Origin of the sequence: Phenylobacterium sp. (genome assembly GCF_041916435.1) — a bacterium.
GTDB lineage: Bacteria > Pseudomonadota > Alphaproteobacteria > Caulobacterales > Caulobacteraceae > Phenylobacterium.
In genome coordinates, this window is record NZ_JAYRZM010000003.1 from 201,331 (window position 1) to 226,225 (window position 24,895).

30 protein-coding genes are annotated in these 24,895 nt (G+C 70.4%); 12 read left to right on the forward strand and 18 right to left on the reverse strand.

Features of this window, described 5'->3' with window-relative positions; translation table 11 throughout:
* Nucleotides 1-11: 11 nt before the first annotated feature.
* Both ACE3TA_RS09365 and ACE3TA_RS09370 read left to right on the forward strand, forming a co-directional pair.
* Nucleotides 12-680, forward strand: coding sequence for a dienelactone hydrolase family protein (locus tag ACE3TA_RS09365; RefSeq protein ID WP_374572878.1), 669 nt, complete (start codon nt 12-14; stop codon nt 678-680).
* Between the two features lie 3 nt (nt 681-683).
* A complete protein-coding gene (locus tag ACE3TA_RS09370; protein WP_374572880.1) occupies nt 684-1,370 on the forward strand; it encodes a dienelactone hydrolase family protein in 687 nt (228 codons plus the stop codon).
* A gap of 6 nt (nt 1,371-1,376) precedes the next feature.
* Here the strand turns inward: ACE3TA_RS09370 and ACE3TA_RS09375 are convergent, their stop codons facing one another.
* Both ACE3TA_RS09375 and ACE3TA_RS09380 read right to left on the reverse strand, forming a co-directional pair.
* Entirely contained in the window at nt 1,377-1,850 is a 474-nt protein-coding gene (locus ACE3TA_RS09375; protein WP_374572882.1) for a hypothetical protein, read from the reverse strand.
* 41 nt (nt 1,851-1,891) lie between these two features.
* A complete protein-coding gene (locus ACE3TA_RS09380) occupies nt 1,892-2,419 on the reverse strand; it encodes an adenine phosphoribosyltransferase (RefSeq protein WP_374572885.1) in 528 nt (175 codons plus the stop codon).
* A gap of 120 nt (nt 2,420-2,539) precedes the next feature.
* Here ACE3TA_RS09380 and ACE3TA_RS09385 point away from each other — a divergent pair, with 120 nt between their 5' ends.
* The gene (locus tag ACE3TA_RS09385; RefSeq protein ID WP_374572888.1) at nt 2,540-3,334 is read left to right on the forward strand and encodes a hypothetical protein; all 795 of its coding nucleotides are present in this window, start codon (nt 2,540-2,542) and stop codon (nt 3,332-3,334) included.
* Here the strand turns inward: ACE3TA_RS09385 and ACE3TA_RS09390 are convergent.
* The 4 genes from ACE3TA_RS09390 to petA all read right to left on the reverse strand — a co-directional run bounded on the left by ACE3TA_RS09390 (nt 3,331) and on the right by petA (nt 7,133).
* Nucleotides 3,331-4,248, reverse strand: coding sequence for a CPBP family intramembrane glutamic endopeptidase (locus tag ACE3TA_RS09390; RefSeq protein WP_374572890.1), 918 nt, complete (start codon nt 4,246-4,248; stop codon nt 3,331-3,333). The two genes, ACE3TA_RS09385 and ACE3TA_RS09390, sit on opposite strands and share 4 nt — an antisense overlap.
* 152 nt (nt 4,249-4,400) lie before the next feature.
* The gene (locus ACE3TA_RS09395) at nt 4,401-5,246 is read right to left on the reverse strand and encodes a cytochrome c1 (protein WP_374572892.1); all 846 of its coding nucleotides are present in this window, start codon (nt 5,244-5,246) and stop codon (nt 4,401-4,403) included.
* Nucleotides 5,247-5,253: 7 nt separating this feature from the next.
* Nucleotides 5,254-6,573, reverse strand: coding sequence for a cytochrome bc complex cytochrome b subunit (locus ACE3TA_RS09400; RefSeq protein ID WP_374572894.1), 1,320 nt, complete (start codon nt 6,571-6,573; stop codon nt 5,254-5,256).
* Nucleotides 6,574-6,578: 5 nt separating this feature from the next.
* Nucleotides 6,579-7,133 (reverse strand): ubiquinol-cytochrome c reductase iron-sulfur subunit, encoded by a 555-nt coding sequence (gene petA / locus ACE3TA_RS09405; protein WP_374572896.1) that lies wholly within the window; start codon nt 7,131-7,133, stop codon nt 6,579-6,581.
* Between the two features lie 233 nt (nt 7,134-7,366).
* Between petA and ACE3TA_RS09410 the strand changes: the two genes are divergently transcribed.
* The 5 genes from ACE3TA_RS09410 to ACE3TA_RS09430 all read left to right on the forward strand — a co-directional run bounded on the left by ACE3TA_RS09410 (nt 7,367) and on the right by ACE3TA_RS09430 (nt 10,695).
* The gene (locus ACE3TA_RS09410; RefSeq protein ID WP_374572898.1) at nt 7,367-7,837 is read left to right on the forward strand and encodes a tRNA (cytidine(34)-2'-O)-methyltransferase; all 471 of its coding nucleotides are present in this window, start codon (nt 7,367-7,369) and stop codon (nt 7,835-7,837) included.
* A complete protein-coding gene (hemF, locus tag ACE3TA_RS09415) occupies nt 7,834-8,706 on the forward strand; it encodes an oxygen-dependent coproporphyrinogen oxidase (protein ID WP_374572900.1) in 873 nt (290 codons plus the stop codon). Before ACE3TA_RS09410 ends, hemF begins: the two co-directional genes overlap by 4 nt.
* A gap of 165 nt (nt 8,707-8,871) precedes the next feature.
* Nucleotides 8,872-9,102: an AbrB/MazE/SpoVT family DNA-binding domain-containing protein gene (locus tag ACE3TA_RS09420; protein ID WP_374572902.1), complete on the forward strand. Its 231-nt coding sequence runs from the start codon at nt 8,872-8,874 to the stop codon at nt 9,100-9,102.
* The gene (locus ACE3TA_RS09425; RefSeq protein ID WP_374572904.1) at nt 9,092-9,499 is read left to right on the forward strand and encodes a PIN domain-containing protein; all 408 of its coding nucleotides are present in this window, start codon (nt 9,092-9,094) and stop codon (nt 9,497-9,499) included. Before ACE3TA_RS09420 ends, ACE3TA_RS09425 begins: the two co-directional genes overlap by 11 nt.
* A 206-nt stretch (nt 9,500-9,705) precedes the next feature.
* The gene (locus tag ACE3TA_RS09430; RefSeq protein WP_374572906.1) at nt 9,706-10,695 is read left to right on the forward strand and encodes a phosphotransferase family protein; all 990 of its coding nucleotides are present in this window, start codon (nt 9,706-9,708) and stop codon (nt 10,693-10,695) included.
* A 108-nt stretch (nt 10,696-10,803) separates the two neighbouring features.
* Here the strand turns inward: ACE3TA_RS09430 and ACE3TA_RS09435 are convergent, their stop codons facing one another.
* The 6 genes from ACE3TA_RS09435 to ACE3TA_RS09460 are packed head-to-tail and all read right to left on the reverse strand — an operon-like array spanning nt 10,804 to nt 14,790.
* Nucleotides 10,804-11,508: a type 1 glutamine amidotransferase gene (locus ACE3TA_RS09435; protein ID WP_374572908.1), complete on the reverse strand. Its 705-nt coding sequence runs from the start codon at nt 11,506-11,508 to the stop codon at nt 10,804-10,806.
* Nucleotides 11,508-12,758: a CCA tRNA nucleotidyltransferase gene (locus ACE3TA_RS09440; protein WP_374572910.1), complete on the reverse strand. Its 1,251-nt coding sequence runs from the start codon at nt 12,756-12,758 to the stop codon at nt 11,508-11,510. The genes ACE3TA_RS09435 and ACE3TA_RS09440 overlap by 1 nt, the downstream gene beginning before the upstream one ends.
* Nucleotides 12,755-13,024 (reverse strand): hypothetical protein, encoded by a 270-nt coding sequence (locus ACE3TA_RS09445; protein WP_374572912.1) that lies wholly within the window; start codon nt 13,022-13,024, stop codon nt 12,755-12,757. The genes ACE3TA_RS09440 and ACE3TA_RS09445 overlap by 4 nt, the downstream gene beginning before the upstream one ends.
* Nucleotides 13,017-13,667, reverse strand: coding sequence for a CoA pyrophosphatase (locus tag ACE3TA_RS09450; protein WP_374572914.1), 651 nt, complete (start codon nt 13,665-13,667; stop codon nt 13,017-13,019). The genes ACE3TA_RS09445 and ACE3TA_RS09450 overlap by 8 nt, the downstream gene beginning before the upstream one ends.
* Nucleotides 13,664-14,245, reverse strand: a complete 582-nt coding sequence (locus tag ACE3TA_RS09455; protein ID WP_374572916.1) for a DUF1285 domain-containing protein — start codon at nt 14,243-14,245, stop codon at nt 13,664-13,666. Before ACE3TA_RS09455 ends, ACE3TA_RS09450 begins: the two co-directional genes overlap by 4 nt.
* Nucleotides 14,246-14,277: 32 nt before the next feature.
* Entirely contained in the window at nt 14,278-14,790 is a 513-nt protein-coding gene (locus ACE3TA_RS09460; RefSeq protein WP_374572918.1) for a GNAT family N-acetyltransferase, read from the reverse strand.
* A gap of 238 nt (nt 14,791-15,028) precedes the next feature.
* Here ACE3TA_RS09460 and ACE3TA_RS09465 point away from each other — a divergent pair, with 238 nt between their 5' ends.
* Together ACE3TA_RS09465 and ACE3TA_RS09470 are read left to right on the forward strand one after the other, a co-directional pair.
* Nucleotides 15,029-16,282 (forward strand): MFS transporter, encoded by a 1,254-nt coding sequence (locus ACE3TA_RS09465; RefSeq protein ID WP_374572920.1) that lies wholly within the window; start codon nt 15,029-15,031, stop codon nt 16,280-16,282.
* Nucleotides 16,283-16,322: 40 nt separating this feature from the next.
* A complete protein-coding gene (locus ACE3TA_RS09470; RefSeq protein WP_374572922.1) occupies nt 16,323-17,246 on the forward strand; it encodes an SDR family NAD(P)-dependent oxidoreductase in 924 nt (307 codons plus the stop codon).
* Nucleotides 17,247-17,358: 112 nt separating this feature from the next.
* Here the strand turns inward: ACE3TA_RS09470 and ACE3TA_RS09475 are convergent, their stop codons facing one another.
* From ACE3TA_RS09475 to ACE3TA_RS09495, 5 genes are all read right to left on the reverse strand, one after another.
* Entirely contained in the window at nt 17,359-17,955 is a 597-nt protein-coding gene (locus ACE3TA_RS09475) for a GNAT family N-acetyltransferase (RefSeq protein ID WP_374572924.1), read from the reverse strand.
* A complete protein-coding gene (locus ACE3TA_RS09480) occupies nt 17,952-18,431 on the reverse strand; it encodes an N-acetyltransferase family protein (RefSeq protein WP_374572926.1) in 480 nt (159 codons plus the stop codon). Before ACE3TA_RS09480 ends, ACE3TA_RS09475 begins: the two co-directional genes overlap by 4 nt.
* Nucleotides 18,428-19,393, reverse strand: coding sequence for an oxidoreductase (locus tag ACE3TA_RS09485; protein WP_374572928.1), 966 nt, complete (start codon nt 19,391-19,393; stop codon nt 18,428-18,430). Before ACE3TA_RS09485 ends, ACE3TA_RS09480 begins: the two co-directional genes overlap by 4 nt.
* A gap of 1 nt (nt 19,394) precedes the next feature.
* A complete protein-coding gene (locus ACE3TA_RS09490) occupies nt 19,395-20,174 on the reverse strand; it encodes an enoyl-CoA hydratase-related protein (protein WP_374572930.1) in 780 nt (259 codons plus the stop codon).
* Nucleotides 20,175-20,253: 79 nt separating this feature from the next.
* Nucleotides 20,254-21,321, reverse strand: a complete 1,068-nt coding sequence (locus ACE3TA_RS09495) for an MBL fold metallo-hydrolase (RefSeq protein WP_374572932.1) — start codon at nt 21,319-21,321, stop codon at nt 20,254-20,256.
* Nucleotides 21,322-21,497: 176 nt separating this feature from the next.
* Between ACE3TA_RS09495 and ACE3TA_RS09500 the strand changes: the two genes are divergently transcribed.
* Both ACE3TA_RS09500 and ACE3TA_RS09505 read left to right on the forward strand, forming a co-directional pair.
* A complete protein-coding gene (locus tag ACE3TA_RS09500) occupies nt 21,498-22,829 on the forward strand; it encodes a hypothetical protein (RefSeq protein WP_374572934.1) in 1,332 nt (443 codons plus the stop codon).
* A 114-nt stretch (nt 22,830-22,943) separates the two neighbouring features.
* Nucleotides 22,944-23,231, forward strand: coding sequence for a DUF1330 domain-containing protein (locus ACE3TA_RS09505; protein ID WP_374572936.1), 288 nt, complete (start codon nt 22,944-22,946; stop codon nt 23,229-23,231).
* Between the two features lie 10 nt (nt 23,232-23,241).
* On the opposite strand, the gene ACE3TA_RS09510 is transcribed toward ACE3TA_RS09505, so the two are convergent.
* Nucleotides 23,242-24,786: an acetolactate synthase large subunit gene (locus tag ACE3TA_RS09510; protein WP_374572938.1), complete on the reverse strand. Its 1,545-nt coding sequence runs from the start codon at nt 24,784-24,786 to the stop codon at nt 23,242-23,244.
* Nucleotides 24,787-24,895: the final 109 nt, after the last annotated feature.

The following is a 24,895-nucleotide window of genomic DNA, read 5'->3' on the forward strand; positions in this document are numbered from 1 at the left end:
GGGAGGGCGCGATGGGCGAGACGATCAAGATCAAGGGCGCGGACGGCTTCGAGTTCTCCGCCTACCACGAGCCGGCGTTTACGCCGCGCAAGGGCGGGGTGATCGTGGTCCAGGAGATCTTCGGCATCGACCAGTACGTGCGGGCCGACGTGAGCCGCTGGGCCAAGGCCGGCTACGAGGCGATCGCGCCCTCGCTGTTCGACCGCCGCGAATGGAGCTTCACCTCCGAGCATACGCCGGAAGGCATCGCCGAGGGCGTGGCGCACGCCCGCTCGACGCCGCTGGAGCAGGCCCTGCAGGACATCGGCGCCTGCCGCGATTTCCTGAGCGCCCGGGGCAAGGTCTGCGTGGTGGGCTACTGCTACGGCGGCTCGCTGGCCTGGCTGGCGGCGGCCAAGGTGGAGGGGCTGGCGGCGGCCTCGAGCTATTACGGCAGTCTGGTGCAGGGCAACGCCGAGATGAAACCCCTGTGCCCGGTGATCATCCACCTGGGCCGCAACGACCCGGGCATCCCCGCCGACGACGTGGAGGCGGCGGTGAGGGCCCAGCACCCCGACGTGCCGGTCTACATCTACGAAGGCGCCGGCCACGGCTTCAACAACGAGAGCCCCGAGCGCTACTCGGCCGAGGCGGCGGACCTGGCCCGCAAGCGCACCCGCGACCTGTTCGAGAGCGCCTGAGCCATGGGCGAGACCATCCGCCTGACGAGCCGCTTCGACGGCTTCGAGCTGCCCGCCTATCACGTCAAGCCCGACGACGCGCGGCGCGGCGGGCTGGTGCTGATCCAGGAGATCTTCGGCGTCACCGACCACATCCGCGAGCTCTGCGACGGCTTCGCCGAGGACGGCTACGAGGTGATCGCCCCGGCATTCTACGAGCGGCTGGAGCCTGGCTTCGCCACCGGCTACGACCCCGACGGGATCGCCAAGGGGGTGAAGTACTCGCAGGAGACACCCTGGGACCAGGTGGCCGGGGACATCCAGGCGGCGGTCGACGCCCTGGCGCCGCCGGTGTTCGTGACCGGCTTCTGCTGGGGCGGGGCGGCGACCTGGCTGGCGGCTTGCCGCTGCACGGGCGTGGCGGCGGCCTCGTGCTTCTACGGCCGGCGCATCTCCGAGCTGGTGGACGAGACGCCGAAGTGTCCCACCATCCTGCACTTCGGCCGCAAGGACGCCTCCATCCCCATGGAGAAGATCGACGAGATCGCGGCCAGGCGCCCGGAGCTGCCGATCCACCTCTACGACGCCGGCCACGGCTTCGTCTCCGACCGGCGCCAGGACTACGAGCCGGACAGCGCGCGGCTGGCGCGGCTGCGCACCCTGCAGCTCTTCGCGCGCAACGGCGGCGGATCGGGCGGCGGGGAAGCCTGAAGGGGGCTAGCCCTTCTCCTCGATGATCTGGCGCACCTCGGGCAGGCGCTCGAGGACGCGCACCAGGACCGCCTGGGCCGCCAGGATGCCGATGCCGGCGGCGTAGCCGGAGAAGACGCCGGCCGGATAGCGCCCGCCGTGGGCGACGCCGGCCACCTGCCAGTAGATGAACAGCGCCGCGGCGGCCAGGAGGCCCACCCCGGTCATCACCGAGATCGGCGTCTGGCCGAAACCGGCCTGGAAGCTCAGCCAGACATAGCGCGCCAGCAGCCGCCTGAGCGGCGGCACCAGCAGCGGCACGAACAGCGACAGGGTGAGGAACGCGCCCGGCCAGATCAGCGTGCGCTGGGTGACCAGGCCCATGCCGCCGGGCAGCACCTGATAGGCGTGGAGCACCGCCCCCGCATAGATCAGGCTCGCGGCGCCCACGGCCACGTTCTGCATACGCCGAAAGTCGCGCCAGGCGCGGATGAAGGTCATGACCCTAAGCTAGGGCCTCGCGAGGGCGCGCGTAAGGCGCCTCAATGTCCGGGAAAGGCCACGAGCGTGGAGACGGGCACGCCCGCCTCCCGAAGGCGCTCGGCGCCTCCCAAATCGGGCAGATCGACCACGAAGGCGGCGGCCAGGATGTCGGCGCCGCCGCGCTTCAAGAGCTCCACGGCGGCGAGCGCCGTGCCGCCGGTGGCGATCAGGTCGTCCACCAGCATCACCTTCTCGCCCCAGGCCAGGGCGTCGGCGTGCATCTCCATGGAATCGACGCCGTACTCCAGGGCGTACTCCACCCCGATGGTGGCGTGGGGCAGCTTGCCCTTCTTGCGCAGGGGAATGAAGCCGGCCGAGAGCTGGTGGGCCACGGCGCCGCCGAGGATGAAGCCGCGCGCCTCGACGCCGGCCACCTTGTCGATCTTCATGCCGGCGAAGGGCTGGACCAGCTCGTCCACCGCCTTGCGGAACGCGCGCGCGTTTCCGAGCAGGGTGGTGATGTCGCGGAACATGATCCCCGGCGCGGGGTGGTCCGGAATGGTGCGGATGATCTCGGCCAGGTCCATGACGCGCAATCCCTCATCACTCGGCGCGGCCCTCCGCTCGTGCGGGCGGACCGGGCGCGATGTCGCTTATCGCCGAGGGCGCGAGGCTTGGCTATGCTTGAGCATCGTCTGAGGTGCTTCGTGCCGCGCCGCGCTCTTCGCCTGATCGCCATACTGGCGTTCGCCCCCTCCGGCGCGCACGCGGCCGGCGCGGCCTGCTGGTTCGAGCACGGGGTGGTGGTGGTTCCCGCCTCCGTCGCCGGGATCGACGGCGACTACATCCTGGACACCGGCGCGCCGCAGACCCAGGTGCACGAGACGCGCGCCGAGGGCGCCGGCTTCGAGGGCGAGGCCATCACCGGCGAGGTGCGCATGGCCGGGCTTTCCCTGAAGGCGCTGCCGGTCGCCGTGGCGGACCTGGACGCGCGCACCTGGGACTTCGACACCCCGATCGCCGGCGTGATCGGCATGGACGTGCTGGGCGGGCGGGTGGTCGACGTGAGCTTCGCCCCCTGCCGGGTGACGATCCGCCCGGCGCGACGGCCAGGCCCGTTCCGCGCCGTCGAGACCCTGCCGCTGATCGGGGCCAAGGACGGCCCGCCGGTGGTGACCGCCGCGGTCTCCGACGGCGAGAGCGCCCGGCGCGCCGGCTTCGTGGCCGCCACCGGCTCTGACACGGCCGTGCGGCTGTCGGACCAGGTCGCCGAGGTGAAGGGCCAGGTGAAGGCCGAGGCGGTCTATCCCTACGGCGGGACGCGGCCGGTGCTGCGGGCCCTGTCGTTCGCCGGCGGGCTCGACCAGTTCGCGCCCTCGGGCCTGGAGGCGGCCGCCAGCCTGCCGCCGGAGGCGATCGGCGTGATCGGCGCGCCGGTGCTGAGCCGCTACCGCCTGCGCTTCGACTTCCCGCGCCGGCGGCTGCTGCTGGGCGCGCCCTAGGCCCAGGTGCGCAGGAACTCGGCCAGGTTCGGCAGGAGGTCGGCGGCCGCGTGCAGCAGGACCACGAGCAGCAGGCTGCGCGTGCGGGCCCAGAGCACGCCGAACAGGATGGCGATGGGCGAAAGGGTGGCCACGGTGAAGGCGGCCACCTGCATGGGATCTGTGGAATAGCCGTCGACGCTCGGATCCCCGCGCAGGTAGAGGCCGGGCGCGTGGGCCAGGGCGAACAGCACCGCGCCGATCACCACCGCCCCGGTCTGGCTGCGCAGGGCGGCGGCCAGGCGCGTCTGCAGCACGGCGCGGAACAGGAACTCCTCGCAAAGCCCCGCCTCCAGGGCGAGCCAGAGGAAGCAGGCCGGCGTCGCCCAGGCCAGGGCGAGCGCGGTGACGTGCGTCTCGCCGATCTCCTTCAGGGCCGGGCTGACGACGGCCATCAGGCCCATGAGCGCCGCGCCCAGCACGACCAGCGGCGGCCAGAAGCCCGGCCGGTTCGCCCCCGCGCCGAACAGGGGGCGAAGCTGGGCGCCGAGAGCCGCCAGCAGGGTCGCCGGGAGGGCCACATGGACGAACAGCTTCAGGACCAGCACGGCGACCTCCTGGCCCCGGCCCACGGCCACGCCCTCGCGCACCGCGCTCATGCCCCAGCCGAGGAAGGCCACCGCGTAGATCGCCAGGAAGACCAGCACCGCGCCCAGCTCCAGGCCGGGCCGCTCGACCCTGATCGGCTGCGGGCGGGCGTTGCGCGTGAGCCCCCAGGCCGCGGCCGTGAGGACGGCGCCGAAGACGGCCAGGGAGGCGATGGGAAAGGTCCAGTCCGCGCCCTTGGCGGCGAGATAGGCGGTCGCGGCCGCCCACAGGCCGAGATAGGCGACGGCGTAGGCCGCGGCGCGGCCGTCGAGACGTCTGGCGAACATGGCTCCTCCCCGCACCCGATGGCGCACGATCAGGAACACCACCGACGAACGCGCGACAACTTATGGATTCGTCATGACTTTTTTGTCAGGTGCAAAAGGAAAGGGCCCCGGATCGCTCCGGGGCCCCGAACCTTTCGGCGTTGCGCGCCGCCCTAGTGGGCGACGTTGCGCCAGATCCGGCGGTAGCTCGCATAGAGCAGGCCGGCGAAGATGAAGAGGTAGATCATCGCGGCCAGGCCGAACTCTTTGCGCTCTTCCATCTTGGGCTCGGCGGCCCAGGCGAGGAAGGCGGCCACGTCCTTGGCTTCCTGGTCGAGAGTCGACTTGGTGCCGTCGTCGAAGGAGACCTTGTCGGCTTCCAGCGGCGGGGGCATGGCGATCAGGCCGCCCACCGGCACCTTGTCGTGCGGGCCCGACCACGAGGTGGACAGGTCGCCGGAGAAGTAGGGGTTGTAGTGCTTGCCGGGCGGCACATCGAGGCCCTTGGGGGCGTCCTTGTAGCCGGTCAGCAGCGAGTAGATGTAGTGGGCGCCGTGGTGGCGCGCCATGGCGATGACCGACAGGTCCGGCGGCAGGGCGCCGCCGTTGGACGCGCGGGCCGCCGGCTCGTTCGGGAACGGCGCCGGGAAGTGGTCGGCCGGGGTGCCGGGACGCTGGATCACGTCGCCGGTGTCGCCGTCGATATCATTGATCTGATAGTCGGCGGCGATGGCCTTCACATAGGGGTTGTCGTTCGGCTTCGGGTACTTCGGGTCGAAGAACGGCCCGCCCTTCTGGCCGAGGTTGCGGAACGCCATCAGGTTCATCGAGTGGCAGGCCGAGCAGACCTCCCGATAGACCTTGTAGCCCCGCTGGAGCTGGGCCTGGTCGAACTTGCCGAACGGGCCTTCGAAGCTGAACTCCGTCGGCCGCATCTCGGCCTGGGTGTTTTCGGCGAACGCCGGCCCCGAGACCAGGGCGAGCCCGAGCGCCGCCAGAGCGATACCTTTGCGCAGCATCTGAGGCTCAACCCTTCTTTTCAGGCGACGCCGCAGCGCCGGCCGGCGTCGCGGCCGGATGCGACAGGACAGGTTCCGAGATCGATTCAGGCTGCGGCAGCGGGGTTTCCGTGAGCCCCAGCACCGGCATGACGACCAGGAAGTAGGCGAAGTAGTAGAGGGTGGCGATCCGCGACAGCCACACGATGCTGTTCAGGTCGGCGTCCAGCAGCGTGAAGGTCGACAGGCCCGGGATCACGTGGTCGTCGGGCAGCTTGCCGCCGCAGTAGCCGAGGATCAGGCAGGCCAGCACGAAGATGCCGAAGTAGAGCTTGGCGGCCGGGCGGTAGCGCATGGAGCGCACCTTGGAGGTGTCCAGCCAGGGCAGCACGAACAGCATGGCGATGGCGCCGAACATGGTCAGCACGCCGCCCAGCTTGTTCGGCACGGCCCGCAGCATCGCGTAGAACGGCAGGAAGTACCATTCGGGCACGATGTGCGCCGGCGTCACCAGCGGGTTGGCCGGCACGTAGTTGTCGGTGTGGCCGAGCGCCTCGGGCATGTAGAACACGAACACGCCGAACATCAGCAGGAAGACCACGATCGCGAAGCCGTCCTTCACCGTGTAGTACGGGTGGAACGGCACCGTGTCGGCCTTGGACTTCACGTTGACGCCGGTCGGGTTGTTGTTGCCCGGCACGTGCAGCGCCCAGATGTGCAGCATCACCAGGCCGGCGATGACGAACGGCAGGAGGTAGTGCAGCGAGAAGAAGCGGTTGAGCGTCGGGTTGTCGACGCTGAAGCCGCCCCACAGGAGCGTGGTGATCGCGTTGCCCACCAGCGGGAAGGCGCCCAGGAGGTTGGTGATCACGACCGCGCCGTAATAGCTCATCTGACCCCAGGGCAGGACGTAGCCCATGAAGGCCGTCGCCATCATCGCCAGGTAGATCAGGCAGCCGATGATCCAGAGCACCTCGCGCGGCGCCTTGTAGGAGCCGTAGTAGAGGCCGCGGAACATGTGGATGTAGACCGCCAGGAAGAACATGGACGCGCCGTTGGCGTGCATGTAGCGGATCAGCCACCCGTAGTTCACGTCGCGCATGATGTGCTGGATGGAATTGAAGGCGTAGTCGACGTGCGGGACGTAGTGCATGGCCAGCACGACGCCGCTGGCGATCTGGATGCCCAGGCAGACGGCCAGGATGCCGCCGAAGGTCCACCAGTAGTTCAGGTTCTTCGGGGTCGGGAAGTCGACCATGCTGTCCCAGGCCAGCCGCACGATGGGCAGGCGGGTGTCGAGCCAACGCTCGAAGCCGGTTTTCGGCTCGTAGGTGGAGTGTCCGCTCATCAGTGTCAGCCGATCTTGACCTTGGTGTCGCTGAGGAAGGCGTAGTCCGGAACCACGAGGTTCTTGGGCGCGGGGCCCTTACGGATACGTCCGGAGGTGTCGTAGACCGAGCCGTGGCACGGGCAGAACCAGCCGCCGTACTCGCCGCCGCCGAAGGTGGGCACGCAGCCGAGGTGCGTGCACACGCCCACGACCACCAGCCACTCGGGCTTGCCGGCCTTGTGCCGGGCCGCGTCCTTCTCGGGATCGCGCAGCTCGGCGGTGTCGCCCGCCACCGCCTCGGCGATCTCCTTTTCGGTCCGGTAGCGGACGAACAGCGGCTTGCCCCGCCACTTCACCACCACCTGCTGACCCTTGGTCACCTTGGTCAGGTCGAACTCGATCGACGCCAGCGCCAAGGTGTCGGCCGAGGGGTTCATCTGGTCGATGAACGGCCAGGCGATGGCCCCGACTGCGCCCGCGGCTGCGGCGATGGCGGCGATGTGAATGAAGTCGCGACGGCTCGGGTCGTCGCCAGAGGCGTGCAGGTCCGAAGCTGCGCCCGTTACGGTGTCGGCCACCTTGAAGCTACCCTTCGCTTAGGGCCCTCGGCGGAAATCCGCCTCAGGCCCGACGGACCCCCCCGACATGCAAGGGCGCCCTGCCTTCGGCCCGACCAGCGTATCTGGTATGGGCCATTCGAATTTCGTCCGGGGCAGGAATGGAAGCCGGAAAGTCCTTGCGAAACGTTCGCACGGCGCAGTCCGACGATTCTCTCTCTCGCCCCAGCCTAACCCGTGGCGGATCGCTTAGAATGCGTTTGGCGCTTTTTCAACCGGACATTCCGCAAAACCTGGGCGCGGCCCTTCGTCTCGGCGCCTGTTTGGGCGTTTCCGTGGATGTCATCGAGCCCTGCGGCTTCCCGTTATCCGATCCCGCGATACGCCGCGCAGCCCTGGATTACGGCGTAAAGGCCGATGTGGAGCGCCATTCGGGGTGGAAAGCCTTCCTTGAGCGCCCGGAAAGGCGCGCCGGGCGGCTGATCCTGTTCACCACACGGGGCTCGACGCCGCTGCACGATTTTTCTTTCGGCGCGGACGACACCCTGCTGTTCGGCCGCGAGAGCGCCGGCGCCCCGGATGAGGTGCACGAGGCGGCCCAGGCGCGCCTGATCGTGCCGCTGGCCGCCGGGGCGCGCTCGCTGAACATCGTCGCCGCCGCCGCGATCGCCCTTGGCGAGGCGTTGCGCCAGACCGGCGGATTTCCTAAGCCGACGCCATCATGACCGACCCCGCCCTGCTCGAGAGCTACAACACCCGCGCCCGCGCCTGGTTCGACGCCCTGCGCGACCGCATCGTCGCCGAGTTCGAGCGCCTGGAGGACGAGGCGCCGGCCGAGCTCTATCCGGGCGAGCCGGGCCGCTTCGAGCTGAAGCCGTGGACGCGGCCGGCCGGCGGCGGCGGCGTGATGGGCTTCATGCGCGGGCGCTTCTTCGAGAAGGTCGGCGTGCACATCAGCCTGGTGCACGGCAAGTTCACCCCGGAGATGGCCGCGACCATGCCCGGCGCCGACAAGGACCCGAGCTTCACGGCCACCGGCATCAGCCTGATCGCGCACATGGTCAGCCCGCGGGTGCCGGCGGTGCACATGAACACCCGCTTCCTGGCCACCAGCCAGAGCTGGTTCGGCGGCGGGGCGGACCTGACGCCGCTGCTGGACGAACAGCGCAGCCAGGAGGCCGACGACGCGGTGCTGTTCCACGCGGCGATGAAGGGCGCCTGCGACAAGCACGATCCAGACTGGTATCCGGCCTACAAGGCGCGCTGCGACGAGTATTTCTTCCTGCCGCACCGCAACGAGCCGCGCGGGATCGGCGGGATCTTCTACGACCACCACGATTCCGGCGACTGGGAGCGCGACTTCGCCTTCACCAAGGACGTGGGCGAAGCGTTCCTGGACGTCTATCCGAAGATCGCCCGCCACCGGATGGACGAGCCCTGGACCGACGAGGACCGCGCCGAGCAGCTCGTGCGACGCGGCCGCTACGTGGAGTTCAACCTGCTCTACGACCGCGGAACGATGTTCGGTCTGAAGACCGGCGGGAACATCGAATCGATCCTGAGCTCGATGCCGCCGATGGTGGCCTGGCCGTAGGCCTTGTGAACCTCGCCTCCTGATGCGTCTTCGCCCGGCTTGTCCGGGCGATCCAAGCGGCGCCTCAGCTTGGGTCCCCCGGCTCGGCCTTCGGCCGACCGGGGGATGACGGCGTGAGGACTCGCGTGATATACACTGCGATGGAGTATATCCGGAGGATCTAGCATGCGTGTCGCCAAGTGGGGCAACGCCCTGGCCGTGCGGCTGCCGGCGGCCGTCGTGGAGGCGCTGAAGTTGAAGGAAGGCGACGAGATCGAGATCGACGTGGCGGCGGAGCGCCGCTTCGAGGTCGCCCGCGCGCCGACGATCGCCGAGCGCCTGGAGCGCCTGCGCCGGCATCGCGGTTTGATGCCCAAGGACTTCCGCTTCGACCGGCTGGAGGCCAATGAGCGCTGAGCGCGCTTTCCTGGACACCAACGTCCTGCTCTATCTCTTGTCGGAAGACGCGGAGAAGGCCGGCAGGGCCGAGGCCCTGATCCAGGCCGGCGGCGTGATCAGCGTCCAGGTGCTGAACGAGTTCGCCAATGTGGCGCGCCGCAAGTTCGCCGCCTCCTGGGACGCCGTGCACGAGACGCTCGACCTTCTGAAGGACGCCCTGGCGGTCGAGCCCCTGACGCTGGAGACCCACGAGGTCGCCCTGGCCCTCGCCGAGCGCTACCGCTTCAGCATCTACGACAGCCTGATTTTGAGCGCCGCGCTGCAAGCAGGGTGCGGCGTCGTCTATTCCGAAGACCTGCAAGACGGACAGGCCACTGGGGAGTTGCAGATCCGGAACCCCTTTGCGGGCGTCTAGCGGCCGTCCGCGCGCGCAGTTCCAGGAGCGTGTGAAAGCCTGGCTTCTGCCCGTCTCGGATAGCCGTTCGAGGGGCGGCCAAGTCTTCAGCAAGACGACACCTGCGCCAATTGACGCGCTCGCCGACAGCGGAGCTTCACATAGTTGAGGTGAGCAAGCGGCTATCAAGGCGGCCTTGCCTGCACCCGTGTCGCGAGGTGACGAACATGGCCCCGCCCCGACGCCTGACGCTCGATGTCGATCTGGCAACCGCCGAAGAGATTTTGCGTCGATGGGACATTCCTTCGACGCCGGCGCGGATTGGTCGGCTGGAGGGCGGCAGCACGGAAGTGTACCGCATCGATCTGGATGAGGCGGACGCCGCGCCGCTGGTCCTGAAGATATATCCCGATGAGCCCGACTGGCGGCCCGGCAAGGAGCGGCTTGTCGCCGACTGGCTCCACCGAGCGCCCGAAATCCCCGCCCCTGGCTGCCTCGCGCTGGATACGTCGCGCGATCTGTTGCCCCTTCGCTTCGCGCTGATGACGGTGTTGCCCGGAACCATGGTGCGCAGTTGGATGACGACGACGAATGTGGATCAGGTCTATCGGCAGGCGGGCGCGCTGCTCCGCCAGATGCACGCCATCCGCATGCCGAGCTACGGCTACATCAAGGATCAAGGCATCGAGAAGCCGATGGCCTCGAACCGCGAGCACATGGCCTACGCCTTCGAAGGTGCGTTTCGCCGGTTTCGCGAAGCTGGAGGGGATGAAGAGCTGGCGCGCCAGCTCGAGGCGCTAGCCGCGGCCAACATGGATCTCACCGATAGCAGGGGCCCGGTCCTCTGCCATGACGATCTGCATCAGGGGAATGTTCTGGTCGAGCGCCAGCCCGACGGTGAGCTCTGTGTCAGCGGATTGGTCGACTTCGGCAACGCCCGCGCGGCCGACCCGCTGTTCGATCTGGCCAAGGCGATCTTCTGCTCAAGTCACGAGGACCCCCGCGCTGCTCGGCCGCTGCTTGAAGGCTATGGCGAACTCGATCATCCGGACGCAGAGGCCGCATTGCAGCTCTACACCCTGCATCACCGGGTCAGCATGTGGGCGTTCCTGACGCGGCTCGGCCGGGACCCCAGCGCGTTAGATGGCCCCGGCGGGTTGATCAGGGATCTTAACGAGATGGCCCGCTGCGGGCTCGACAAGGTGCAGCCGGAATGAGCCGCTTCGTTCCTGACCTGTCGACGCTTCGCTGACGGCGGCGCGCCTGTCGGCAGGTCCGCAACCCGCGCACGGCAGGCCGCCAATACGCCCGCCCGGCGCCCTGCCCTACCGCCGTCCCTCCAGGAACGCCTTGATCCACTGGCCCACGCGCGCCCGGTCGTCGGGAGCTGCGTAGCTCGCGATGGCCACGTCGGCTTGTCCGTCGGTGTAGCGGGTTCCGCGGCGGGCCTCGATGAGGGCCTCGGCGTAGGCGGGCTGGAACTCCGGGTGGAGCTGGATGGAGATGGCGGGCTGGTCGTCGTAGGCCAGCATGCCCATGGGGGTGAAGGCGCTGGCGGCGATCACGCGGGCGCCGGGCGGAAGCTCCACCACCTGGTCCTGGTGCGAGGCGGGGACGGCGATGGGCGCGACGCCGCCGTCCATCCAGCCCTCGGCGCGGCGGACGTCGTAGGTGTGCAGGCCCACGCCCCAGCCCTTGGGCGACTTGACCGCCTTGCCGCCGAACGCCTCGGCCATGACCTGGTGGCCGAAGCAGACGCCGACCAGCGCCGCCCGCCCCCTGGCCGCGACCAGGAAGTCCTTCAGGGGCTCGATCCAGGGCAAGGGATCGTAGACCCCGGCGGCCGAGCCGGTGACGATATAGGCCTCGCAGGCCTCGACCTCGCCCGGCAGCACGCCGGCCGAGACGTCGAAGGTCTCGTAGGCGTAGGCGTCCTCGCCGAGCAGGGCGCGGAACATCGACGGATAGTCGCCGAACCGCTCGCGAGCGCTTTCCGGCGGCTGGCCGGTCTCCAGGATGCCGAGCTTCATCAGTAGGCCATCCCCTGGGCCACGGCCTTGAGCTTCTCGATCGCCGAGAACTTGTCGTCGATGAAGTCGTGGTCGATCCACCAGTCCTCCACCTCGGCCAGCACCTGGCCGACCATCGGGCCCTTGGGCACGCCGGCGCTCATCACGTCGTCGCCGGTGATGGGAAAGGCCGGCGGGCTCCAGCTTTCGCCGAGGGCGAGGAGGCCGCGCCACTGCGGCGTGGTCGCCGTGCGCGGCGAGGCGGCCCAGGCGAGCTTGACCCGGTCGGCGAAGGCGCGCGCGCCGATGCGGTAGACCGCGCGGCGCAGCTCGCGCGGGCTCATCCAGCTTGTGATGCGCGGGCTCTGGCCCTTGGAGGCGACCAGCCGGTCGCGCTGGTCGTTGGACAGGCGCAGCCGCTCGGCCAGGCGCGCGGCGGCGACCTCGTCGTCGGCCGTGAGGGCGGACAGGCGCAGGAGGGCGTCGTTGCTGAAGAGCTGCTCCAGCTCGATCTCCACCAGGGCGTTGAAGCGGGAGAGCTCGGTCGCGCCCGGAACCAGGGCCTCCAGGACGCCGGTCTCGGCCATCAGGGCGACCGACTGGCGCGGGTCCTCGGCGGCCAGCAGCTTCAGGAGCTCCTTGGAGATGCGCTCGGCCGCCAGGGTGGAGAGGCTGTCCTTGTGCGCGGCGCAGGCGCCGAGGGCGGCCGCGTCCGGCGCGCCGCGGCCGTACCAGGCGTGGAAGCGGAAGAAGCGCAGGATGCGCAGGTAGTCCTCGGCTAGGCGCACGTGCGGGTCGCCGACGAAGATCACCCGTCCGGCCCGCGCGTCGTCCACGCCCCGCCCGGTGGGATCGAAGATGGCGCCGTCGCGGCCGGCGTAGAGGGCGTTCATGGTGAAGTCGCGCCGCTCGGCGTCTTCATGCCAGTCCCCGGTGAAGGCCACCACGGCGCGGCGGCCGTCGGTCTCCACGTCGCGGCGCAGGGTGGTGATCTCATAGGGCCGTCCGCCGGAGACGGCGGTGACCGTGCCATGCTCGACCCCGGTGGGCACGACCTTCAGGCCGGCGGCCTTCAGGGCCTGCATGACGTCATCGGGCGTGAGCGGCGTGGCGATGTCGATGTCGTCGACCCGCGCGCCGAGCAGGGTGTTGCGCACGCAGCCGCCGACGAAGCGGGCGCAGCCGGGGCCGCCGCGGGCCTCCAGGGCGTCGAACACCGCGCGGGTCTCGGCGGATGTCATCCAGGGCCGTTCGCCCAGCGTCTCGGTCATGAGGCCTTCTTCTCGAAATAGCCGGGCGTGACGTCGCCGCTCGGCTCGACATGCGCCGGCACGTAGCGCTCGCCGCGATTGTCGGGGTGGAAGACGGCCGTGGCCATCAGCGACACGCCCAGCAGCACCGCCCCGAAGGCGAACAGCCAGGCCCAGGGCGTCGCGCCCATCGGCCGGCCCGTGCGCCGGGCGACCTCGCGCCAGACGAACCACAGGGCGAAGGGAACCGCCACCAGCAGGCCGCGGGTGAGGAGCACCCTAAGCAATGGCCGCCCCATAGAGCCGGTCGTAGAGCGCGCGAAGCATGCCCGCCGTGGCGCCCCAGATGAAGCGGTCCTCATGGGTCATGGCGTAGAAGCGCCGCCGCTCGCCGGTGGGCGCCTCGCGCTCGTGCTGCTCGTGGTTGGCCGGGTCCATCAGGAAGCCGAAGGGCGTTTCGAAGATGTCGGCCACCTCGTCCGGATTGGGCGCCAGCGAGAAGCCCTCGCGGATGAAGCCCACCACCGGGGTCACCAGATAGCCGGTGCCGGTGCGGTAGGGCGTCGACAGGCCGGCCAGGGAGACGAAGCCGGGATCGAGGCCGACTTCCTCGTTGGCCTCGCGCAGGGCGGTCTGCCAGGCGGTCTCGCCGGGATCGCGCCGCCCGCCGGGGAAGGCCACCTGGCCGGTGTGGCGGCGCAGGGTGTCGGACCGCCGGGTGAGCAGCACCGAAAGCCCGGCCCGCCGCTCGATCAGGCCCACCAGCACGGCGGCCGGGGTCAGCGGCCCGTCGGGCGCGGGCGCGGGCGCGCCCGGCCCCAGGTCGAAGTCCGAGCGGACGACGCCGACGGACGCGTCGTCTTCGTCCAGCGGGTCGAGGTGCTCCTGGATCCAGGCCCTGAGCTGGTGGGGCGGCGCGGTCGGGCTCACGGCGCCGGCGCCTCGGCCGCGCCCAGGTCGAACCATTGGCCTTGAGAGGAGACGCCCAGGCGCGGGCCGTCCGGGCCCTCGCGCTCCTCGGCCATCTCGACAAGCTCGTAGAACACCGGCCGGGCGATCAGCGCCTCCAGGCCCCGGCGCACGTGCAGATAGGGCCTGGGCTCGCCGGTGGCCGGATCGGTCTCCACGCGGATCATGTCCTCCGGCCCGGCCTCGACCTCGTCGCCGACGTTGGTCGCGAACCTCAGCGTCCCGTCCGGCGCGCGGTCGACGCGCACGGCGATGAAGGGGGCGTCCTCCACGCGGATGCGCATCTTCTCCACCGGCGTGACCAGCCAGTAGCCGTCCGGGTCCTTGCGCAGGACGGTGGAGAACAGGCGCACCAGCGCCTCGCGGTTGATGGCCGCGCCCTCATGGATCCAGCGGCCGTCGCGGCGGATGACGATGTCGATCTCGCCGCTGCGCGCGGGGTTCCACAGATGCACCGGCGGCAGGCCGCGGCCCGGCGCCTGGGCCTTGGCCGTCGCGATCACGCCGTCGAGGCCGGATGTCGCCGTCGATTCCACCATGGCCTCAAAGGTAGGCGCGGGGCGCCTTGGCCTCAAGCCGGGCGCACCTCGCCGGCCAGACCCTCGGACGCGCCGGGGACGAGCTCGCGCACCAGCACGCGGCGCTGGTCGACCGGACCGGGCATGACGACCGCGGCGGTATTGGCCGAGGAATAGCCGAAGCGGCTGAAGTAGGGCTCGTCGCCCACCAGCAGCACCAGGGCAAAGCCCGCGTCCCGGGCGGCGAGGCTGGCGGCCTCCACCAGGGCGCCGCCGGCGCCGGCCTTGCGCGCGGCCTCCTGCACGGCCAGGGGCCCCAGGAAGACGGCCTCGGTCCGGCCGATGCGCACGCGCCACATGCGCACCGAGCCTAGCAGGGCCTGGTCCTGCCAGGCGCAGAACGACAGGTCCGGGCGGAACTCGGCGAACTCGCGCACGCGTTCGGAGACCTTGGTGAAACGGCCCGGCCCGAAGGCGTGGTCGTGGAGCGCGTCGATCAGGGGAGCGTCGGCGGCCTGTTCGGGATGAATCACGAACGAGGACGCCGCGGAGGCGATGGCGGTCATGGCGGTGAACGGTGACTGGAAAATGCGACAATCCGTTCGCCGCGCGTCATGCGCCGGCCGAACGGGGCGGGTCAGGCGGTGGCGCGAAGGGCGCGCCCTTGTCGTCGCAGTCGTCGCATCGGACTGGTTCCGAAGTCCCTGGGAGGCGTGCGCATAGGGCCAGCGCGAACAAAGGTCAACGGACAAGTCGCCTCAGGCGATTGCAGGCGGCGGCGGCTCAGGCCAAGTTGCCGCGCCCATGCCCGAACCCTCCCCAGCCTACGACATCTCCGCCCGCGCCCTGCTGAGGGAGCGCGACTACCTGGTCTTCTGGATTTCGCGATTCGCCGGCAGCCTGGCCGCCCAGGTGGAGAGCGTGGCCCTGGGCTGGCAGATGTACGCCCTGGCCCGCCAGACCCGCAGCGTGGAGGAATCGGCCTTCCTGGTGGGGATGATCGGCCTGGCCGCCTTCGTGCCGGTGTTCCTGCTGACCCTGCCCGCCGGCGAGACGGCCGACCGCCACGAGCGCAAGCGCGTGCTGCAGCTTTGCCTGGCCGGCGAGATCGCCAGCGCGGCGCTGCTGGCGCTGGCGGCCTGGCGCGGCTTCGCCTCGGTTCCGCTGCTGCTGGGGGTGGCCGTGGGCTTCGGGGCCGCGCGGGCGTTCTTCTCGCCGGCCAGCACGGCGCTGGGGCCGATGCTGGTGCCGCGGCCCTTGCTGCCGCGGGCGATCGCCTGGAACTCGCTGGCCTGGCAGACCGCCTCCATCGCCGGGCCGGCGCTGGGCGGGCTGCTGGTGGCCCTGTCGTCGGCGCACGCCTACGCCGCCGCCGTCGTCCTCTATGCGATCTCGGCCGTCACCGTCTCGATGATCCGCAAGAGCACCCGCCCGCAGACCCAGCCCGGCTCGCGCTGGACCCTGATGAAGGAGGGGCTGCGCTACGTGTGGCGCCAGAAGATCGTCTTCGGCGCGATCTCGCTGGACCTGTTCGCCGTGCTGCTGGGCGGCGCCACGGCGCTGCTGCCGGTGTTCGCCCGGGACGTGCTGCACGTGGGGGCGGAGGGCTTCGGCCTGCTGCGCGCGGGGCCGGCGATCGGGGCCACGGCCATCGCCCTCTACCTGGCGGGCCACCCGATCCGCACCAAGGCGGGGATGTTCATGTTCGGCGGGGTGGCGGTGTTCGGCCTGGCCACGGTGGTGTTCGCCCTGTCGCGCTCGATCTGGCTGTCGCTGGTGGCCCTGGCGTTCCTGGGCGGGGCCGACATGCTGAGCGTCTACGTGCGCCAGACCCTGGTGCAGCTCGTCACGCCCGATGCGATGCGCGGCCGGGTGGCGGCGGTCTCCACCCTGTTCATCGGCGCCTCCAACGAGCTGGGCGAATTCGAGAGCGGCGTGACCGCGCGCTTCTTCGGCCCGATCGGCGCAGCGCTGTTCGGCGGCGTCGGCGCGTTGATCGTCACCGGCCTTTGGGCCAAGCTCTTCCCCGCATTGCGCAAGGCAGACCGCCTCGAATAGCGGTCCGCCGTCCAAAGAGATTTTTTAGGGAGATGAATTGATGGGCGCTCTTTCAGGAAAAGTTGTTCTTGTCACCGGCGGCGGCAACGGCATTGGCCGCGACTGCGCGCTGATCGCGGCGCAGGAAGGCGCCAAGGTGGTCGTCAACGACCTCGGCGGCGGCCTGAAGGGCGGCGACGAGGGCTCGACCGGCCCGGCCGAGACCGTGGCCCAGGAGATTCGCGCCGCGGGCGGCGAGGCGGTCTCCAACTCCGAAAGCGTCACCAGCATGAAGGCCGTGCAGGGCATGGTCGAGCAGGCCCGCGACACCTTCGGCGGCCTGCACGCGGTGATCAATCCGGCCGGCATTCTGCGCGACGCCATGTTCCACAAGATGACCGAGCAGGAATGGGACCTTGTCATCGAGGTGCACCTGCGCGGCTCGTTCAACGTGGCCCGGGCGACGATCGAGCTGTTCCGCGAGCAGCAGGACGGCGCCTACATGTTCTTCACCTCGACCTCGGGGATCATCGGCAACATCGGCCAGGCCAACTACGGCGCGGCCAAGATGGGCATCGCCGGCCTGTCGCGGATCATCGCCATGGAGGGCGAACGCTTCAACGTGCGCTCCAACTGCCTGGCCCCGGTGGCCTGGACGCGGATGACCCAGTCGGTGCCGATCCGCAACGAGGAGCACGCCAAGCGCCGCGAGGTCATGGCCAAGACCATCCGCGCCGACCAGCCGGCCCGCTTCTCGGTGGCCATGGTCTCGCCGGCGGCGTCCAGCGTCTCGGGCCAGATCTTCGGCGCCTCGGGCGAGAACATCATCCTCTACTCCCAGCCCCGTCCGATCGAGACGGTGACGAAGGAAGAGGGCTGGACGGTGGACACCATCCTGTCCGAAGCGGTGCCGAAGATGGCGCCGAAGTTCTTCCCGCTGTCGCGCCAACCGGCCCCCGCGCCGGCGCCGGCCAAGGCGGGCTAGGCCAAATATCGGCTCCCTCTCCCCTTGCGGGAGAGGGCGGCCTTCCGAAGGAAGGTCGGGTGAGGGGTCGCGCCGGATCGTCCGCCTGGTGAGCTGCGAGTCGGCTTGGGCGCTACAGCCGGTGCATCCGCTCCCATTCGTCGCGGTCGAGCTCCCAGTAGAGGGAGCGGCGGGTGGTCCCGTCGGGTCGGACGCTTTCGATCTCGCCCATGCTGCGGAAGCCGGCCGCCTCGATGGACTTGGCCGAGCGGACGTTGTCCAGGGCCGCGGTCAGGCCGATCAGGCGCAGGTGCAACGTTTCGAACATGAAGGCGATGGAGCGCGACACGCCCACCTTGCCGCCGCCGGTGTTCTGCAGGTCGGCCCGGCGCGCGCCGGCCAGTTCGCCCGAGGCCCGCTCGGGCCAGATGGAGAAGCGCGAGTAGCCGGCCACCTCGCCGTCGTCGTCCAGCGTCACCGCCAGGATGCAGCGGCCCTGTTGGCGCAGGGCCTCGCTGTCGGCCACCCAGTTGGCGATCGTCTCGCGCGTGAACGGCCGCGGCAGGTCGTAGATCGGGTCCGAGACCTTCGGGTCGGACAACAGCTTCAGGAGGCCGTCGACGTGCTCGGGGCCGGCCACGACGTAGCCCTCGGCGCGGCGCACGGCGGCGATGATGGCGGCCTCCTCCTCGGGGCTCGCCCGCAGGACGGTGAGCGGGGGCGAGCTCATGCGGCGGCGAGCCTGGCCAGGGCCTCGCCGTCGAGGCGGCGCACGGTCCACTCGTCCTGAGCCCCGGCGCCCAGGCTGTCGTAGAAAGCGATGGAGGGGGCGTTCCAGTCGAGCACCGACCATTCCAACCGGCCCAGCCCTTCGTTCGCGCAGCGGCGCGCCAGGGCCTTCAGGAGCGCCTTGCCGGCGCCCAGGCCCCTCGCCTCGGGCCTGACGAACAGATCCTCCAGATAGATCCCATGGCGGCCGCGGAAGGTGGAGTAGTTGTAGAACCACAGGGCGAAGCCCACGGGCTCGCCGTCCGCCTCGGCGATGTCGCAGAAGGCGCGCGGCTCGGGCCCGAAGAGGTCGCGCGCCACGTCGGCCTCGGTGGCCTCCACCTCGTGCAGCAGCTTCTCGTACTCGGCCAGGTCGCGGATGAAGCCCAGGATGAGCCCGGCGTCGGCCGGGACCGCCGGGCGGACCGTCACGGTCATACGATGGCTCCTGTCGTTTCCTCCGACAGAGTCCATAGCCGCTCGGCCTCCTCCGGGTCGAGGGCGTAGGCCTTCACGCCCTTGTAGGGGGTCTCCTCGCTCCAGGGCTCGGCCTGGGCGCAGTCTTCCAGATAGAGGCCGCCGATCCCTTCCAGCTCGGGCCCGAGCGCGGCCCAGACGCTGGTGGAGGCGCCCTGTTCGGGGGTCTTGAAGCCCTGGGCGATCTCGCCCTTCTCGTTCATCCAGCCCATGGCGATCATCTCCTCGCGCGGCAGGTGGCGCTGCAGCGGGGTCATGATTCCGCCGGGCATCACCGCGTTGGCGGTGACGCCCAGGTCGGCGAAACGCTCGTGGAAGCCGACGGCGAAGAGGGCGTTGGCGGTCTTCGACTGGCCGTAGGCCTCCCACTTGTCGTAGGGCCGTTTGCGGTAGTGGGTGTCCTCCCAGATGATCGGGCTGCGCCGGTGGCCGATGGAGGTGAGCGAGACCACCCGCGCCGACCGTCCCTCGTCGGCGCCGTTCATCAGCGCCCGCGCCAGGAGCACGGCCAGCAGGAAATGGCCGAAGTGGTTCGTCCCGATCTGCATCTCCAGATCCTCGGCCGTGTAGCTGAGCGGACAGGCCATCACCCCGGCGTTGTTGATCAGCAGGTTCAGCGGCGCGTCGCCCCAGTGGTCGGCGAAGGCCGCCACCGAGGCGAAGCTGGACAGGTCCACCCGACCGACGGAGGCGCGCTGGGCGCCGACGCTGTCGTTGATGTCGGTGGCCGCGGCCATGCCGGCCTCGAGGTTGCGCACGGCCAGCGTCACCTCCGCGCCCGCCAGCGCCAGGGCGCGGGCCGTCTCGATCCCGATGCCGCTGGCGCCGCCGGTGACGATGGCGGTGCGGCCGGTCAGGTCATGGCCGGCGGCGACCTCCCGCGCGGAGGTGAAGGCGCCGAAGGGCGAGGTGACGCGGTCCATCTCAGGCGACCTTGGTGAAGTCGGGCGCGCGCTTCTCGCGGAAGGCGGCGAAGGCCTCGGCCGCCTCAGGCGACTTGAGCTGAGCGGCGAAGTGGCGGCCCTCCTCGTCCATGCGCTCGGCGATGGCGGCCGGATCGCGCATCAGCGCCTTGGTGATCGCCACGGCCGCCGGCGGGCGGGCGGCCACGGCCTCCGCCGCCGCGCGGGCGCGGGCGCGCAGCTCGGCGGTCGGCACGGCGGCGTTGGCGATGCCCCAGTCGACGGCCTTCCTGGCGTCCACCGCCTCGCCCAGCACGAACATGGAGAAGGCGCGGGCGTGGCCGATGCGGGCCGGCAGCAGCATGCTGGAGGCGGCCTCGGGCACCAGCGCCAGGTTGACGAAGGGCGTGGTGAGCAGGGCGTCCTCGGAGACGAACACCAGGTCGCAGTGCATCAGCATGGTCACGCCCACGCCCACGGCCCGGCCGTTCACCGCCGCCACGATCGGCGTCTTGGCGCGGGCCAGGGCGGCCAGCAGCGGGTTGCCGCCGCGCCGGGCCTCGTTGGCCGAGGCGTCGCCGGCGTTGGCGGCGGCGAAGTCGGCCAGATCGTTGCCGGCGGTGAACATGTCGCCCTCGCCCTGGATCAGGATGCAGCGCACGTCCTTGTCGAACTCGGCCTGGTCGATGCCGTCGCCCAGCGCCTGGTACATGGCGCGCGTCAGGGCGTTCTTCTTCTCCGGGCGGTTCATGGTCAGGGTCAGCACGCCGGCGGAGACGTCGCGCAGGATGTGTTCGCTCATCGATGGGCCTTTCAATCTTACGTCGTAAACAATAGGCCGGCGCCCGGCCGCGCCGATAGCCCCCACGGGCCTCGCCGGCCTAGGCGGGGGCGCGGTACCAGTCGACCCCGTCGGCGTCGGTCTCCTTCACGGCCAGGCCGCGCGCCATCAGGCAGTTCAGGTGCGCCAGGCTCTCGCCGGTGGCCATGCTGAGATTGTGCTCGGTGATCTTGCGCCGGAAGAGGACGGAGAAGACGTCCACCGCCCGCTTGGGCTCGGCGATCAGCTTCTGCAGCCGCTCCAGGCAGCGCTCGTGGCCCTCGATCAGGTTGTCGACGCGCGCATGCAGGCCGAAGAACGGATCGTTGTGCGCCGGCAGCACCAGGACGTCGTCGGGCACGCGGGTCTTGATCCGCGCCAGCGAGTTCAGCCAGTCGGTCAGCGGGTCGGCGTCCGGCTCGGTGGGGAACACCGAGACGTTGGAGGAGATCTTGGGCAGCACCTGGTCGCCGGAGATCAGGAGCTGCAGGTCCTCGCTGTAGAAGCAGGCGTGCTCGGGCGAATGGCCGGAGCCCACCACCACCTCCCAGACATGGTCGCCGATGTGGACGCGGTCGCCGTCGGCCAGCCTGTGGAAGGCGTCCGGCAGGGCGTGCAGCGCCTTGCCGAAGCCGCCGAAGCGGGCGCGGTAGAACTCCAGCGCCTCGGCGTCCCAGCCGGCGGCGCGGTAGAACTTCAGGGCGTCGTCCGGCGCTTCGCGCCCGGTGTCGGCCGCCAGGCTGCGGCACATCAGGAACTCCAGCCGCGTGATCCACAGCCGCGCGTCGTACTTGCGCGTCAGCCAGCCGGCCATGCCGATGTGGTCGGGGTGCATGTGGGTGATGAAGACGCGGGTCGCCCGCTTCTTCTTCAGCGGGCCGGCGAAGGCGTTGCGCCAGGCCTCCATGGTGTCGGCCCCGCCCATGCCGGTGTCGACGATCGCCCAGCCCTCGCCCTCGGCGATCGCCCAGACGTTGATGAAGGCCAGCGAGCCGCCCAGCGGCATGCGCAGCCATTTGACGCCCGCGGCGATGTCGACCGCCTCGCCGATCTTCGGCCCCTGGTCAAAGGGGTAGGTCAGCTTCGATCGCAGGGTCTCGGCCAGCGTATCTTGGAACCCGTCGCGCACCTTCGCCCTCCTTCGACCTGTTGCGACTCATTGTCCGACGAGCAGGCTGCGCGCGCAAATCCGCTTTCGCAGGCCGCCCGCGCCACACTTGGACCCAGGTTCGCCATTAGCTTGACCCTCGCCTCACACGGGGGCTTATGTCCGGCCGACAGGAACCACCCAGGAGAATCCTAACCATGAGGCGTATCGGAATCGCCCTCGCCGCAATTGTCGTCGCAGGCGCCCTTGCGCCCGTGGCGGTGATCTCGGCCACCAAGGATGAAGGCGTCAGCGAGGCGTCGCGCAAGCAGGGCATGGCCGAGGCTCCGGCCCTGGCCCAGGCCGCCGGCGTGACCTGCCAGGTGCAGGACGCCCGCTTCATCGGCAAGGCCGAGGACAAGAAGGCCAAGACGGTCACGTCCTACTACGAGGTCGATTGCGACAAGGGCCTCGGCTTCGTGATCCAGGCGCCGAAGGACGGAACCCCCTCGGTGTTCAACTGCCTGGAAACCAGCCTGCCCGGCCCCGACGGCAAGGTCTCGGGCCTGGCCTGCAAGCTGCCCGGCAACGAAAACATGGTCGCCGACGTGGCGCCGCTGATGGAAAAGGCCTCCACGCCCTGCACCATCGAGAAGGCCCGCTCGATCGGCCAGACCAAGGCCAACACCTTCCTGGAAGTGCTCTGCCAGGGCGGCACGGGCTACATCCTCCAGGCCGGCTCGCCGCCGACCCCGGACCGCGACGTCCAGGCGGTGAACTGCCTGCTCTATGACGAAGCGTCCTCGAACCTGAAGTGCACGCTGGTCGACAAGGCCGCGCGCTTGGCCGTGGTCGACACCTACGCCGCTGAAGCCGCCAACGGCTGCACGGTGAAGGACAAGCGCTACATGCTGACCACCAAGACCGGCGACACCTACTTCGAGGCGGCCTGCGAAAACGGCAAGGGCTACGTCTACAAGATCGACGCCGCGGGCAAGCTCGACCAGACGATCGACTGCGCCAAGGCCGACTTCGTCGGCGGCGGCTGCACCCTGACCGACGCCCGCGCGGCCCAGACCGAACAGGCCGGCCTCTACAGCCGCCTGTCGAAGGAAGCCGGCTTCAACTGCGACGTCTCCAAGTACGCGGTGCTGCCCGGCCCGAGCGGCAAGGACGTGGTCGAACTGCAATGCGGCAACCGTCCGGACGGCGCCGTCGGCATCTTCGGCGCCTCGGCGAGCGACAGCTCCATCTATGACTGCGCCCACGCCCCGCTGGCCGGCTACCGCTGCGTGCTGACCAAGCCCGACTCCTCGGTGCTCACCGCCGACCTGAAGAAGATGGGCAAGTCGAGCTGCGACGTGAAGGACTCGCGCCTGATCGGCCGCACCGCCAAGGGCACGGCCTTCATGGAAGTGAACTGCGTCGACGGCCTGGCCGGCTACATGCTGGAGTACAACCTGACGCCGAAGATCGAGCCCACCGGCGCGACCGGCTGCGCCTTCGCCAAGGGCATCGCCGGCGGCTGCAAGCTGCCCGGCAACAGCTGATCGAAGGGGCTCACGCCCGAAACGAGGCCCGCGGGTTCGCCCCGCGGGCCTTTTTTCTTGGCCAAACCGCGAATCGGCCGCGACTGTCGCGCGCCAACCGCCAGGAGGAACGCCATGGCCGCCTACGTCGTCTTCATCCGCCAGGCCATGAAGGACGCCGACGAATTCGCGCTCTACGCCGAGAAGGCGCGGGCCGCCCGCGGCGATCACCAGATCACGCCGCTGGCCTTCTACGGCGAGCTGGAGGTGCTGGAAGGCCCGCCCGCCGAGGGCGTGGTCGTGCTGCAATTCCCCTCGATGGAGGCCGCGCACGCCTGGTACGACAGCCCCGCCTATCAGGAGGCCAAGGCTCACCGGCTGAAGGGCGCGGACTACCGCGTCCTTCTGGTGCAGGGCCTCTAGGCGCCCCGCCCTAGGGGATCGCCGCCTCGATGAACATCGGGCCGGTCTGGGCCATGGCGCCGCCGAACGCCCGCTCGAAGTCCTCGGCGGTCTCGCAGCGCACGGCGGGCAGGCCCTGGGCCTTGGCCATGGCGACCCAGTCGATCTTCGGAGCGCCCAGATCCAGGAGCTTGCTCGCGGAGGGGCCCGGATTGCCCGAGCCGGTGCGGCCCATCTCGATGTTGAGAATGCGGTAGGAGTGGTTGGCGAAGACCACCACCGTGCAGTCCAGGTTCTCGCGGGCGATGCTCCACAGGGCCTGGACCGTGTACATGGCCGCCCCGTCGCCGCAGAGGGCAACGATCTTGCGGTCGGGAGCGGCGACGCCGGCGCCCACCGCCAGCGGGGCGCCGATGCCGATGGCGCCGCCGGTGAGCGCCAGCACCTCGTGCGGGACGGCGGTCATGCAGGGCACGGCCACGCCGCCGCCGGAGGTGACCGAGTCGTCGCAGATGATCGCGCCCTCGGGCAGGTGGCGGGCGATGGCCACGCCCGCCGACTGGGGCGTGAGCATGCCGGCCGGCGCCGGGTCGGGGCGCTTCAGCGGCTGGACCGGCCCCGAGGCGGGCGCGCCCAGGGCGTCGGCCAGGGCCGCCAGGGCGGCCACCGAATCCTCCTGGCGGGTGGCCAGGGTGACGGTGGCGCAACCCTCCGGCACCAGCAGGCTCGGCCGGCCCGGATAGGCGAAGAAGGCGACCGGCGCGACCGTGCCGGTCAGCACCATCAGGTCGACGCCTTCGAGGTCGGCCAGCGCCGCCTCGCCGAAATACTGCATGCGGCCGGGCGCGAAGACGCCGGCGCCGCGGGGCTGGCGGGCGACGAAGGTGTCGGTCATCACCCGGATCCCGTGGGCCGCCAGGCGGGCGGCCTGGGCCAGGGCCTCGGCGCGGCAGGCCTGGCCCCCCAGCAGCACCACCGGCTTCTTGGCCGCCTTGAGCGCCCTGGCCACCGCGTCCACCGCCTCGCCGGCGGGCGCGACGCGGGCGGGAATGGTCGCCTTGGCGGTGCGGCGCGAGGTCTCGTTCCAGGCCGAGTCGGCCGGCAGGATCAGGCTGGCGCAGCCGGCGGGCGGGCCGTAGGCGGCGCCGATCGCCTCGGCGGCCAGGCCCGCCACGTCGTCGGCCCTGTCGGCCGACTTCACCCACAGCGAATTGGGCCGGGCGAGCGCCGGGATGTCGGAGTTCAGCGGCGCGTCGTACTGGCGGTGATAGGTGGCGTGGTCGCCGATCACGTTGACGATCGGGGTGAAGGCCCGCCGGGCGTTGTGCAGGTTGGCGACGCCGTTGCCGTAGCCCGGGCCCAGGTGCAGCAGGGTGCAGGCGGGCTTGTCGGCCATGCGGCCGTAGCCGTCCGCCGCGCCGGTGGCCACGCCCTCGAACAGGCACAGGACCGGACGCATCTTCGGCTGCCGGTCGAGGGCGGCGACGAACTGCATCTCGCTGGTGCCGGGGTTGGCGAAACAGGCCGTGACGTCGTTGTCGACGAAGGTTTCGAGCAGGGCGTCGGCGCCGTTCATTGGGTCTGTCTTCCTTCCCGTATGGCCCTCGCCTCTCGCCGGCGGGCCCGGCGAAGCGCGGGCCCAGGTCGCGGACGGGGAGCTATGAAGCTGAATCCGGCTCCCGGCC

What these genes read in the sequence shown, in the direction of transcription:
- ACE3TA_RS09365 (WP_374572878.1), top strand. Translation starts at nt 12, where the DNA reads ATGGGCGAGACGATCAAGATCAAGGGCGCGGACGGCTTCGAGTTCTCC.
- ACE3TA_RS09370 (WP_374572880.1), top strand. Translation starts at nt 684, where the DNA reads ATGGGCGAGACCATCCGCCTGACGAGCCGCTTCGACGGCTTCGAGCTG.
- ACE3TA_RS09375 (WP_374572882.1), bottom strand. Translation starts at nt 1,850, where the DNA reads ATGACCTTCATCCGCGCCTGGCGCGACTTTCGGCGTATGCAGAACGTG.
- ACE3TA_RS09380 (WP_374572885.1), bottom strand. Translation starts at nt 2,419, where the DNA reads ATGGACCTGGCCGAGATCATCCGCACCATTCCGGACCACCCCGCGCCG.
- ACE3TA_RS09390 (WP_374572890.1), bottom strand. Translation starts at nt 4,248, where the DNA reads ATGTTCGCCAGACGTCTCGACGGCCGCGCCGCGGCCTACGCCGTCGCC.
- ACE3TA_RS09395 (WP_374572892.1), bottom strand. Translation starts at nt 5,246, where the DNA reads ATGCTGCGCAAAGGTATCGCTCTGGCGGCGCTCGGGCTCGCCCTGGTC.
- ACE3TA_RS09400 (WP_374572894.1), bottom strand. Translation starts at nt 6,573, where the DNA reads ATGAGCGGACACTCCACCTACGAGCCGAAAACCGGCTTCGAGCGTTGG.
- ACE3TA_RS09410 (WP_374572898.1), top strand. Translation starts at nt 7,367, where the DNA reads ATGCGTTTGGCGCTTTTTCAACCGGACATTCCGCAAAACCTGGGCGCG.
- hemF (WP_374572900.1), top strand. Translation starts at nt 7,834, where the DNA reads ATGACCGACCCCGCCCTGCTCGAGAGCTACAACACCCGCGCCCGCGCC.
- ACE3TA_RS09420 (WP_374572902.1), top strand. Translation starts at nt 8,872, where the DNA reads ATGCGTGTCGCCAAGTGGGGCAACGCCCTGGCCGTGCGGCTGCCGGCG.
- ACE3TA_RS09425 (WP_374572904.1), top strand. Translation starts at nt 9,092, where the DNA reads ATGAGCGCTGAGCGCGCTTTCCTGGACACCAACGTCCTGCTCTATCTC.
- ACE3TA_RS09430 (WP_374572906.1), top strand. Translation starts at nt 9,706, where the DNA reads ATGGCCCCGCCCCGACGCCTGACGCTCGATGTCGATCTGGCAACCGCC.
- ACE3TA_RS09435 (WP_374572908.1), bottom strand. Translation starts at nt 11,508, where the DNA reads ATGAAGCTCGGCATCCTGGAGACCGGCCAGCCGCCGGAAAGCGCTCGC.
- ACE3TA_RS09440 (WP_374572910.1), bottom strand. Translation starts at nt 12,758, where the DNA reads ATGACCGAGACGCTGGGCGAACGGCCCTGGATGACATCCGCCGAGACC.
- ACE3TA_RS09455 (WP_374572916.1), bottom strand. Translation starts at nt 14,245, where the DNA reads ATGGTGGAATCGACGGCGACATCCGGCCTCGACGGCGTGATCGCGACG.
- ACE3TA_RS09460 (WP_374572918.1), bottom strand. Translation starts at nt 14,790, where the DNA reads ATGACCGCCATCGCCTCCGCGGCGTCCTCGTTCGTGATTCATCCCGAA.
- ACE3TA_RS09465 (WP_374572920.1), top strand. Translation starts at nt 15,029, where the DNA reads ATGCCCGAACCCTCCCCAGCCTACGACATCTCCGCCCGCGCCCTGCTG.
- ACE3TA_RS09470 (WP_374572922.1), top strand. Translation starts at nt 16,323, where the DNA reads ATGGGCGCTCTTTCAGGAAAAGTTGTTCTTGTCACCGGCGGCGGCAAC.
- ACE3TA_RS09475 (WP_374572924.1), bottom strand. Translation starts at nt 17,955, where the DNA reads ATGAGCTCGCCCCCGCTCACCGTCCTGCGGGCGAGCCCCGAGGAGGAG.
- ACE3TA_RS09480 (WP_374572926.1), bottom strand. Translation starts at nt 18,431, where the DNA reads ATGACCGTGACGGTCCGCCCGGCGGTCCCGGCCGACGCCGGGCTCATC.
- ACE3TA_RS09485 (WP_374572928.1), bottom strand. Translation starts at nt 19,393, where the DNA reads ATGGACCGCGTCACCTCGCCCTTCGGCGCCTTCACCTCCGCGCGGGAG.
- ACE3TA_RS09490 (WP_374572930.1), bottom strand. Translation starts at nt 20,174, where the DNA reads ATGAGCGAACACATCCTGCGCGACGTCTCCGCCGGCGTGCTGACCCTG.
- ACE3TA_RS09500 (WP_374572934.1), top strand. Translation starts at nt 21,498, where the DNA reads ATGAGGCGTATCGGAATCGCCCTCGCCGCAATTGTCGTCGCAGGCGCC.
- ACE3TA_RS09505 (WP_374572936.1), top strand. Translation starts at nt 22,944, where the DNA reads ATGGCCGCCTACGTCGTCTTCATCCGCCAGGCCATGAAGGACGCCGAC.
- ACE3TA_RS09510 (WP_374572938.1), bottom strand. Translation starts at nt 24,786, where the DNA reads ATGAACGGCGCCGACGCCCTGCTCGAAACCTTCGTCGACAACGACGTC.